The organism is Pseudoleptotrichia sp., from assembly GCF_057270515.1.
This window is the reverse complement of record NZ_DBHIXS010000010.1, coordinates 1-12,158: the sequence shown is the minus strand read 5'-3', so window position 1 is coordinate 12,158 and position 12,158 is coordinate 1. Positions and strand designations below refer to the sequence as shown.

Annotated in this window: 8 protein-coding genes; 6 read left to right on the top strand and 2 right to left on the bottom strand. The window is 30.1% G+C overall.

Translation table 11 applies throughout. The annotated features are described in order from the left end of the window. Window positions 1–38 precede the first annotated feature (38 nt). Window positions 39–767, bottom strand: coding sequence for an acid phosphatase AphA (gene aphA, locus ACO5J6_RS07770; RefSeq protein WP_485643222.1), 729 nt, complete (start codon window positions 765–767; stop codon window positions 39–41). Window positions 768–980: 213 nt separating this feature from the next. On the opposite strand from aphA, the gene ACO5J6_RS07765 reads away from it, so the two are divergent. The 3 genes from ACO5J6_RS07765 (at window position 981) to ACO5J6_RS07755 (ending at window position 4,797) form a co-directional block, all read left to right on the top strand. Continuing rightward, entirely contained in the window at window positions 981–2,585 is a 1,605-nt protein-coding gene (locus tag ACO5J6_RS07765) for a peptide ABC transporter substrate-binding protein (RefSeq protein ID WP_485643220.1), read from the top strand. 335 nt (window positions 2,586–2,920) lie between these two features. Continuing rightward, window positions 2,921–3,703 (top strand): C40 family peptidase, encoded by a 783-nt coding sequence (locus tag ACO5J6_RS07760; RefSeq protein ID WP_485643219.1) that lies wholly within the window; start codon window positions 2,921–2,923, stop codon window positions 3,701–3,703. A 65-nt stretch (window positions 3,704–3,768) separates the two neighbouring features. Further along, entirely contained in the window at window positions 3,769–4,797 is a 1,029-nt protein-coding gene (locus ACO5J6_RS07755) for a tetratricopeptide repeat protein (RefSeq protein WP_485643218.1), read from the top strand. Between the two features lie 171 nt (window positions 4,798–4,968). Here the strand turns inward: ACO5J6_RS07755 and ACO5J6_RS07750 are convergent, their stop codons facing one another. Then, window positions 4,969–5,469 carry a C-GCAxxG-C-C family protein gene (locus ACO5J6_RS07750; RefSeq protein ID WP_485643216.1) on the bottom strand — a complete coding sequence of 167 codons (501 nt, stop codon included), beginning with the start codon at window positions 5,467–5,469 and terminating at the stop codon, window positions 4,969–4,971. Between the two features lie 207 nt (window positions 5,470–5,676). Here ACO5J6_RS07750 and ACO5J6_RS07745 point away from each other — a divergent pair, with 207 nt between their 5' ends. The 3 genes from ACO5J6_RS07745 to ACO5J6_RS07735 all read left to right on the top strand — a co-directional run. Then, window positions 5,677–6,600, top strand: coding sequence for a TDT family transporter (locus tag ACO5J6_RS07745; RefSeq protein WP_485643214.1), 924 nt, complete (start codon window positions 5,677–5,679; stop codon window positions 6,598–6,600). A gap of 158 nt (window positions 6,601–6,758) precedes the next feature. Continuing rightward, a complete protein-coding gene (locus ACO5J6_RS07740) occupies window positions 6,759–8,348 on the top strand; it encodes a subtype B tannase (protein ID WP_485643212.1) in 1,590 nt (529 codons plus the stop codon). A gap of 629 nt (window positions 8,349–8,977) precedes the next feature. Next, window positions 8,978–12,158 (top strand): autotransporter-associated N-terminal domain-containing protein (locus ACO5J6_RS07735; protein ID WP_485643210.1); only part of this gene is annotated, 3,181 nt, incomplete at its 3' end.

Here is a 12,158-nt window from a genome sequence, read left to right as displayed (position 1 = left end):
TAGCCTCTTTTATTTTTTATTATATAAATTTAAATTAATTACCATGCAGAGTTGATTAGCACTTCTTCTCCATATCCGCCATTAAGTTTTTGAGGATTAGTGGAGTTATATGCTCTTTGAACACGTATTCCTCTAATTCCTAATTCTCTTGCAGCCAAAATATCATCATCACTATCTCCGTAATGAATGGATACATTATGTTTTTTAATATAGAATGACTTATCATATTTATAGCCGCCTGTAGGAGTATCGGCAGTGTATTCTACATAAACCTCTTTTGGTAATGCAAAGTATCTTTGCAATGTTTTTGAAAGTTTTGTAGATGTGTAATTTTTATCTTTGGAATGTTTTGTTCTTCCTGTTATAAAGAATATATGGTCTCCTCTTTCCAGATGCATTTTTATGAGATCTTTTGCAGACTGTTTTGGTATCGAATGCTCATCTCCGTTTTCAGCTACATAATCCCAAAATTTCTGGTTATATAAATAACTTATTGCTCCTCTTTTATCTCCCGGAATTTGGAAATAATGTTGCCCATAGATAAAGTATCCGCTTGAATGCAATAATGTGTCATCAATGTCAAAGCTTACATTGATAGGTCCTTTTCCTTCCAGACTTTTTTTAATATCGTCTACTGATACAAAGTGTACGGCTTTCTGAACTTTGTCAGTTGAATAAAATCCTTCGTGAGTATAAGGAACTTTTGGTCCGGCAGCAAAGACTGAACTTGCTGACAGTACTGCCAAAACTAATAATAATTTTTTCATAAATCCTCCTAAATATTTGATATAATATATTATATCCTTATTTTCAAACTTTATCATTAAAATAGAGTTATTTTTTTGTTGAAATTAATTGTAAGATTTACAGGACACCAGAATTAGTATATAAAATTATAATTAAAAAATAAAAAAGACTTCCTTAAATAAAAAATCAGGTTATAATTTAGTGAAATAAAAAATTTAAGGAGAGTGCATAATATGAAAAAAATTTCAGTATTATTATTTATTTTTAGTCTGTTTCTTATATTTTCCTGCGGAAATTCAGGACAGAAAGACGGTAAGCAGGAGAAGACGGGAGAAAAGAAAATAGCTATTAATATAGATGCTGAACCGAAAACTATTGATCCGCAATTGGCTACGGAGTCATTCGGTATCGTCGTAGATACATTATTGTTTGAAGGTTTGACAAGGATAGATTTGAAAGGGGAAATCGTAGGAGCTGCTGCCGAAAAATGGGAAATAAGTTCTGACGGACTGACATGGAAGTTTAACCTTAGAAAAAATGCTAAGTGGCCAAATGGAGACCCTGTTACTGCACATGACTTTGTATTTGCATGGTTAAGAGCCTTAGATCCTGCTACAGCTTCTGAATATGCTTATGAGTTATATTATATAAACGGTGCAAAAGAATTTAATGAAGGAAAAGGTAAAAAAGAAGATGTCCAGTTAAAAGCTCTTGATGACTATACATTGGAATTTAAAATAAAAGAACCTACCCCTTATTTATTGTCTTTACTTTCATTTCCGACTTATTATCCTGCAAATGAGAAATTTATAAAAAGTATCGGTGAAGGATATATGACAAATATTGAAAAATCAATGGGAAATGGTCCTTATACTATAAAAGAATGGGTGCCTGAATCAAAAATGATTTTAGCTAAAAATCAGAATTATTGGAATAAAGATAATATTCATATAGATATATTGGAAGCAAAAATGATTTCCGACCCTGTGGCAGTAAAAAATGCTTTTAAAAATAAAGAAATTGATGTTACAAATATTTCAGGAAGCTTAGTACAGGATTTTAAAGGAAGCAAGGAACTGACATCTTATGTCAAAGGTTCTATAAGATTTATAAGATTTAATGTAAAAACGAAACTTCCTTCAAATCAGAAAATCAGAGAAGCTATGTCTTTAGCTATAGATAGGGAAGAACTGGCTAAAAATGTTGCCACAGGAAGTTTTGAACCGGCAAAAGGATTTGTTCCTGAAGGTTATGGAAAAATTGACGGCAAAGATTTCAGGGAAATAAATGGAGATTTATATGAAAAATACAATCCTGAAAAAGCTAAGAAGCTGTTTGATGAAGGAATGAAAGAGTTGGGTAATCCTGAACCGAAAATAACATTACAAATTTTGGAGGGTGATAAAGAACTCGCTGAATATGTTCAGGAAAGCTGGAAAAAAGTGTTGGGTCTTGAAACTGAAATTATTACAAATACCAATAAAATTTATTTCCAGAATGAAGATAGCGGAAATTATGAAGCAGCAATCGGAATGTGGGGTCCTGACTATCTTGATCCTATGACATATATGGACATGTGGGTAACTAACGGTGGAAACAATAAAACAAACTGGTCTAATGTAAAGTATGATTCATTGCTGGAAGAAGTAAAAAATTCTGCTGACAATAATATAAGAATTCGGAAAATGATGGAAGCTGAAAAAATATTGGGAGTGGAATTTCCTATTGCGGTATTGACAAAAAATGTAAAAAATATACTTGTAAGCGACAAGATAAAAGATATGAACCTCACAAAAATCGCCGCAGGGAATGACTATTATTATATAGATTTAAAATAACAAAAATTAAGAAAATTTTATTTTGAGATAGAAAAATAATAGTAAAATTTATTGAAAATACTTATTTTAAGTTACAAAAAAGCATAATTATAAGTTTGAAAAACTACTTTAATTTAAAGAAAAATTTCTTTTTTAAAGTAGTTTTTTTGTAAATGAAAATATAAAAAAATGTTTAGGAGGGTTGACAAAATATATTTTATATGGTAATAATTTAATATAAAGTATAATGAAATTAAAAGATTTAATAAAATTAAAGGAAAGGGGGATAAAATATTAAGTAACAGAAAACGGAAAAGAATTCAAAAATAAAAAAACTTAATAGAGGAGAGAGATTTATGGAAGAAGATATGGAAAAATTGATGAACCTTAATGATTTTAAGGAAAAACCTAAAAAAACCGATAAACAAATGGAAGAAATAAGAGAAAGAGTTGTAAAACGTGCTCTCGAAATGTATAATAAAAAATATTCTTATAAATGGGGAGGAACTGGACCAAAAAGCTATGACTGTTCTGGATTTACCCAGAAAGTGCTAATAGATGAGGGATTTAAAGAGTTTCCTAAACATTCAAGTCATCAGGCAGAATATACAGGAAAACTGAATAAAGATAAATCTCAATTAAAGAAAGGTGATTTAGTGTTTTTCTTCAATAAAAACAAAAAACGTATATCACATGTAGGAATGTATATTGGAATAGATGAAAAAACGGGAAAACAGCAATTTGTCCATTCCAGCGGAAAAGGAGAGGTATGTAAAGGTGAAAAAGTAGGAGACAAAGACTGTGAAGGTATGAAAATCAGTAATTTAGATGACGGTGATTATGCAAAACGTTGGGCAGGATTTGAATCTTTGGAAAAAATAGCAATAAAAGAAAAACTGCTTCAAAAAGAAGAACCTAAGAAAGAAATTAACAGAAAAATTATGAAAAATGATTTCGAACCCTCGGAAAATACCCTTGGTGCTATCAAAGATAAAGAAGAAAAGAAAAAACCTGTAATAACAAATATGAGAAAAAATATTACTGAAATAAAAGCAGAAATGTCATCAAAAATGAAAGAAGCTCAACAGAATAAAGAAGAAAACAAAAAAGAAAATAATGTAAAAGTCAAAGTAAGATAAAAAATATAGATGTAGAATTTTAAATAAAAAATTATATTATATTCTAAAAAGGAGTGGAAAAAAGAATGAACACAAAAATATTTAGAAGTAGGTTTTTTATTTTAATAATATTGGCAGTAATAATATCTAATATAACCATTCCAGCTGTAAATCGGATAAATAAATCGGAAGCAGTTACAAAAAATAAAAAATTTAGTGGTACATATTTTGATTATTATACAGAAAAAGAAATAAGAGAAGAATTAAAGAAAGCGGGAGTAAACAATAAATCAATAGAAACATTTATAATTACTAATAATAATGTAAAAAAAGATGAACTTGATTTTGATGAATTGGAAAAAGGATTTTTAAAAGCATTAAAATATGACAAAAAGAATTATCTTGCATCAGACGCTATAGGACAGCTTTATTATAATGACATTACAGATGATGAAAACAGTCATCTTAAAGCATTAAGATATTCTGAACAGACAGTAAAGATAAATCCTAAATTTCAAAGAGGATATGAGCATTTAGCATGGGTAAGTAGAAGTTCCAAAAATAAAATGGAAGCTGAGAAATCAAAAAATATAGCAGAAAAAGTTATAGAATTATCTCCTGAAAGCCCTGTAGGTTATTTTGTCCTTTCAGAATACTATGAATACTATAAGAAAGATTATGATAAATCCATTCCTTTGGCAAAAAAAGCAAAAGATTTAGCTTATAACGGAAAAGAGCCAAAACGTTATTATTATGAAACAGCATTGGCAGCTGATGTTTATGGAATGGTTTTGTTGGATGAGGCTGCCCCGGGAGAAAGGGTAGAAGATTTTGGAGAGTACTCCCATTCAAATAAGGATATAGGAGATACACTTTTATATTCTTTATTTGATACTTATATGAAAAAAGGCAATGATGTAGAAACGTTTAATTATTTTTTCAGTTCATATAAAGATATGAAAGAATATAGAGAATTTTTGGCTAAAAGAAAAGTTACTTATGACAGATTAGATAAAATTGTAAAAGAAATAAAAGATTTAAATGAAAAATATAAAAACAAAAATAGAAAATTATATGAAGAAAATTTGAGAAAATTTAAGGAATTAGGATTTTAATTCAAAGTAATAAAATAATAAATTATCTAAATTTTATTTAGCAAAAAAGTTTAATAAAAAAGAGACTGTTTTCAAATTGTACTGAACTGTATCCAAAGTTTTAAACACAGGATTGGAGATAGGGCGTAAGCTTTTAAATCAGTCTCTTTTTATAATTATGGTTGTATTATATTATTTTGTCTCATTTTTTGTTTCAATCTGGTGGTCATTTATAAGCTGTTCGGCAATCCATTCTGCTACTTTTCCTGTAATTTTTATACAATGTTCCTTTCTTTCAGGGCTTTTAAAATCATCGCCTCGCCACTTTCTTGTCATTACACGGCAACAGCAGGATCCATATTCACTTATAATATGGTCATGTAAACCTTTTGCAATTTCAAGCATTTTTTCTTGCATTGCTTCACCTTGAGTTCTTCCGTATACAATACCTAAAGCCATTTGTCCGCCTGACACTGCTCCACATAGGCAGCCTGCTTTTCCCATTCCCATAGGAAATCCGCTTGCAAGTTTTACAACATCGGGGGCATAAGGTTGTCCTAAATAATTATTTAGCACAGTAACTACAGCTTCACTACAGAAAAATGTTCCTGAACGGTAAAGAGCTTCTGCATCTTCTCTTATTTTTGCTATAAGTTCCTCTTTTGTGAACTTTTTTGTATCAATTTCACTCATCGTTTTCCCTCCTGTTTAAATAAATTTTCTTTCCAAAAAATTATGGATCTGTTCTAATAAAATTTTACCTCGATTTTTGAAAAATTCAATATAGGAAAAAAGAATACAATATTTAAAAATACAATATTCTAAAAATATTAAAAATAATGTATAAATAAATGTATAAGTATAAGAATTATCAAAAATATAATTTAAAGGAGAATTAGCATGAAAAAATTTTTGGAGAAATTTCCTTTTCCTATATCAGGTCTTGCATTGGGAATGGCAGCTTTAGGAAATTTAGTGAAAAGTTATGGAGAAATATACAGAAGCATATTTGGAGTTCTGTCATTTATCATAATTGTATTACTGACTATAAAAATATTAATGAATTTCGGAGATTTTAGAAAAAATATGGAAAATCCTGTTATATCAGGAAGTTTTGCAACATATTCAATGGCAATAATTATTTTATCGTCATATATTAACAATAAATCCGTAGGAATAATTTTTTGGTACATTGGAATTGCAATACATATATTGCTGATTATATGGTTCAGTTTAAAATATATTCCTAAACGTAATATAGAAACAGTTTTTACAACATGGTTTATCGTTTATGTAGGAATTATAACCGTGAGCGTGACGGCACCGTGGTTTAAAATGCTTATGTTGGGAAAAATTGCTTTCTGGTTTGGATTTGTTATGTATCTCATTTTGATACCTGTAGTATGTTATAGAGTATTTAAAGTGAAAAAGATACCTGAACCTGCATTGCCTGTTTTCGCAGTTTTTGCAGCACCGGCAGCACTTTCATTGGCAGGATATATAAACAGCTTTCCTGAAAAAAATATTGTAATATTTAATTTACTTATTTTTCTGACAGTATTTTTCTATGCATTGGTGCTGTTTTCCATGCCAAAATTACTGAAAATCAGATTTTATCCAAGTTATGCAGCATTTACTTTCCCAATGGTTATAAGCAGTTTGGCATTGAAACTTGCGACGGGAGTTTTGAAAAAATCCGGAACAAATGTGGCTTTATTAGTAAAAATAGTTAATGTTACAGAAATAATAGCATTAGTTGCTGTAATTTATGTATTTATAAGATATTTACAGTTTATATTTAAAAATGAGAATGATGCAAAATAAAAAATATTTTTTATTATTGACATAGATTTGATTTAACAGTAAATGATTTTATAATTGATAAATAATTGATAAAAAAATGGTAATTATAAGATAAAAGCATTGTGAATTATAAGAATACAGTAATATAATTTAAAAAAAATTATATAGGAGATTAAACTATGAAAAAAAATTTGAAATCAGTATTGTTTTTATTTGGAATTACTTCTTTGTCAATAAATGCAAATACAGTTAAAAACATAAAAAATATAAATGAGGATAAAAATAGCTCAAATAAAAATATTCAAGCAATTTCATCAGTAAAGAAAGAACAAAAGCAGCTACAACCAAGTAATAAAACTGCTGAAGGCTATAATCTGAATTTTGATGTAAATAACAATTATAAAACAGAAACAGTAAAAGTGAACGGGAAAAACATAACTTACAGAGCTTATGAAAATATAGTCTACATTAAAAATCCCGTGGATATAAATTATCAGACGATTAATATTTATATCCCTGAAGAATATTTTAATGGAAAAACGGTAGGAAAATATAATGAAAAGACGGCACCGATATTCTTTCCGAACAGTGTCGGAGGATATATGCCCGGAGCAGCGGGAAAACCCGAAATTGATAAAAGAAAAGGGAAAGAAAATGCGTCATTAGTGGCACTGTCCAGAGGATACATAGTTGCAGCAGCGGGAGCAAGAGGAAGAACATTGAAAAATGAACAGGGAAATTATACAGGAAAAGCTCCTGCAGCTATTGTAGATTTAAAGGCGGCAATACGTTATTTACACTATAATGATAAAGCAATGCCTGGAAATGCGGAAAGAATTGTATCAAACGGAACGAGTGCGGGAGGAGCGTTGTCTGCATTATTGGGAGCTACGGGAAATAGTAAGGATTATGAGTCGTATTTAAAAGAATTGGGAGCTATTGACGGAAGGGACGATATTTTTGCGGTGTCTGCCTACTGTCCAATAACTAATCTGGATAATGCCAATACTGCTTATGAGTGGATGTTCAATAAGATAAAAACATACAAAAAAATAAATATTTCCATGCTTGATTATAATGTAGAAAGAAAGTATACTGAAGGAACTTTGACGGCTGATGAGATATCCCGTTCAGATGATTTGAAAGAAATGTTTCCTGCTTATCTGAATAGTCTGAAATTAAAAGATAAAAATGGAAAAACTCTGACACTTGATAAAAATGGAAATGGAAGTTTTAAAGAACAAATAAAAAAATATTATATTGATTCTGCAAATACTGCATTAGCTAAGGGAACGGATTTATCAGAGTTTGAATTTCTGACAATTAAAAACGGGAAAGTTACAGATTTGGACTATGATAAATATATAGCTCATATGGGTAGACAAAAAACGCCCGGAGCATTTGACAATGTTGATTTATCTACAGGAGAAAATAATCTTTTCGGAGATAAGGCAGTGGGTAATAAGCACTTTACAAAATATATGTTTGAACATAGTACTGTAAATGGACAAATAGCTGACAGCAAAATAGTAAAAATGATGAACCCAATGTATTATATCGGAACAAAGGGAGTAACAACTTCTAAGTATTGGAGAATAAGACACGGAGCAGTGGACAAGGATACATCTCTTGCAATACCTGCAATACTGGCGTTAAAGCTTGAAAATTTAGGAAAAAATGTAGATTTTGCATCACCGTGGGCTACGCCTCATTCAGGAGATTATGATTTGGATGAGCTGTTTACATGGATAGACGGAATTGTTCAATAAATTTTTTAAAATCATAAGATTTATTAAAGTAAAAAAAGATAACAAAAAGATAACAATAAGCAAAGATACCAGCAGAAAAAATATCAATGGAATAATTAAAAAAGTTTATCTCTGAATAAGGAATATAAATTTAGAGATAAATTTTTTTGTTTATTTATAAGTAAAATAAATCTATTTTTAAAAATTTTTAGTGTTATGAACTAATTAAATACTATTTGTATATGAATTTATAAAGTCTAAAAAACAGGATATTTTTTCATATTTTTAAATTTAAATAATTTTTTATTTAATATTTTTGAGTATTATTATATATGATATGCCATTTGATAAATAATAATTAAATTTAGAAAAAATTTTCAAAAACTCTTTTTTTTAATAATTAGGCTTTTTTTAATAAATGAGTAGACAAAAAGGAAAATCTAAGGTATATTATATGATATATATCCGTTAAGTAAATTTATATATAAAATTAATGTAACGGGTGTTTTTAATAAAAAATAAAAATGATTAGGAGGAGATGTAGAAAAAAGTATATTTTTTGATGATTATGATCGTAGTATCATCAGCGAATTATTCAGCACTAAAATAGAGTAATAAAGAGCTAAAAAAAAGAAAAAAAGGAGTGAAAAATGAGTAACACATTAAAGAAAATGGAAAAAGAGTTAAGAGCTTTTGTTAAAAGAAGTAAAGATGTAAAGTATACAAAAGGTCTGTTATTAGGGTTCTTATTAATGGGAGCATTAGCATTTACTGATACATTGACATCACCACAAGTAAAAAGTACAGAAAATGCGATAAATCAAACTAAGAGAGATTTAAACACATCAATAAGTGATATGCACAAGACATTTAAACAGGCAAAAAGACAAAATAACAAATTATTGAAAAAAGCAAACTTGGAATTAATCCAGTTAATGGAACAGGGAGACCAAGTAATAAAAATGCCTTGGAACACATGGCAATGGGGAACGATATATTCCTATAATGGGTGGAAAGGCAGCTATAAAGGAAAAGGGGATAAAAAAGAAAAATATCCATTTTATGGAGTACTGGTAAGAGACGCAAATGAGCTGAACAGATATATGCTGAAAAGTGACGAAAATTATGCTAACTTACCTCAAGGAGTAAACCCTTATTCAGCATCATCAAATTTAAGAACAGGGATAATTACAAATTATGGACTGACAAATACAGGGCCGGTAAATGAAGAGCCAAGAGATGTGGCACTAAGTGCAGGAATAAAAATAAAAGAAGTAAATAAGAATTCCCCTGCAAGTACACCAAGTGCACCGACAATAGTATTACCTGCATTTGAGCCGAGATACGTAACTCCTCCTAGCACGCCAACTGCAATTACAATTTCTGCTATAATACCGAATACACCTCCAGATTTAGCATTTATAGGGAGAGGATTTTGGCAAAGTCCTGCTGTAGGATATTTATCAAATTCAGGAAAAGTTTCAAGACTGTCAACTGTAGATGATTCTATAATAATTGAAAACTATCAAAATTATACTACTCCAGGGCATAGTGAAACTAACCCTTATTTGATAGAACATGGAGATAGTGTGGGAGGTATAAAATGGACAGGAAATCTACAAGGTAATAATACTATACTTTCATTTAATGATACTTTACCAAATGGGAGTTCATCTCCAAAAGAGGCATTTATAAATGAAATACGTAATCATGATGCAAGAGTGTCAGGTAATTATAAGATGATATATCATGGCGGAGCAGGAGTTACTAGAGCACCTGCATCTCCGAGTGATCCTAATTATGTAAAAATATTTTTAAGTTATAATTCGGGAGATCCTGCTACTTCAGGAACTACTGTAACTAGAACTTTAACTTTTGATGGAACATTGGAATTGGTAGGTTCTAATGTTACTACACCACATGGAGTAAGTTATGAAACTACTGTAGGGATTGAGCATCAGTTATGGAATCAACAGACTTCTCAAAATGGAAATTGGGTATTTAAAAATGACGGTACAATTACAGCTTCTTCAGGGAATCAGGTAGTTGCTATTATGATTGATATAGAAATGCAAGATACGACAGGGAAAACTATACATGAAAATAATAAAACTATAAATAATGGAAAAATAATTATAAATAGTAAAAATAGTATAGGAATAGATTTTGGAAAATATAATTATTATGATATTCCTGTAGATGTAAGTCTAGGAAACATTTATGTCAATGGTAGTAATAATTATGGTTTCCGTATGAAAAATATTTTTGCTAATACTTATTATGATGATACAACAGTAAGTAGTGGTGGTACAGATAAAAAGATACTTGTCAGTGGTCGGGAAAATGTAGGAATTGCTATAGGAAAATCGCTTTCTTCAGCTGCCAATCCTTATGTAGAACCAGGGAATTTAAATGCTGATGTACACTCGGAACTTACAAATACAACAGGAGCAAATTATCAAAATCCTATTGCTAACTATTTTGGATTAAATGTAACACTAGGTGGAATTGAAAGCAGTTATGCCGATAAGGCTACAGGTTTTTTAAGACTTTCAGATTATTCGACAAATAATACAAATGATTTCAGACTTAACAATCGTACAATGGGAGTATTTACTATTGCAGATTATGTTAATAACAGTACACTTATTAGAACAGATAAACATGGTATTCAGGTAAGTAAAGATATTACAACGACTTCGAATATGACAGATGATACAATAACAGGGAATAATAATATAATGATGCTATCTAATGGACAAACACAGCATATATATAATTCGGGAACAGTTACAGCAGGAAAAAATTTATCCGGAACAAAAGGAATGGTTGCAATAGGAAGTTCAGCAACAACTAAATTGAATATAAAAAATACCGGTTCATTGATTCTTAAAGGAAAAGAAAGTATCGGTATGTATACTGACCAATTTACAAAAGGTGAAAATAAAGGAACGATATCAGTAGAAGGAGTAAGTACATCTACTGGATCTATAGGCATAGGGAAAAATGTGGGAATATATAATGAAGGAACTTTTGAAACCACAGGTACAATAAATATAACTGGTGGAAGCTCATCAGGAATATATAATAAAGGTACAATTACAATTACTAATGAAAATCTTATAATTAATGCAAAAAAAGGAGCTACAGGTATATTTAGTGCAGGAAATGGTAAAAATATAACATTTTCTTCAACAAACCCTAATCATAAAGTAACAATTAATCTGAATGACGCAGATATTCCGGAAGGAATAAATAAAGGAGTAGCTGTGTATGCAAAAGACGGTTCAAAAATAGATATCCAAAAAGCTTCTATTACCGTTAAAAATGGAGCCTCAGGATTAGTTTCTGACGGTGGAACGGCGTCAGTTCCAAGTTTTATAGATGTAAAAAATGGAAGTATAGAATATGAAGGAGAAGGATTTGCAATTTATACAAAGGGTCAAGGGAAAGTGGATTTATCAAATGGAACTCTGACATTGAGAGGAAAAGCGGTAGGATTTGAAAAAGACCTCAGTTTAGCACCGGGAAACCAGTCTGTAAGAACAACAGGAATGGGTATCAATGTTTACTCAAATGACGTTACTGTCGTAAGATTGAAAAATGCGCCCGGAACTTTGGCACTGAACGGGTTACATGGCAATCTTACAACTATGGCAGATATTGGAACTATTAATAATGTTGAATCAGGTGTAACTTATGATAAATATAAGTTAGCAGTAATAGACGGACTGGCAGACTATAGAATAGATAAGCCGATTGACAAATCTATAGCAGCTGTTGCAGGAACAGATCCTGATTTGGATATGTTTACTAAGAACCTTATTGTTC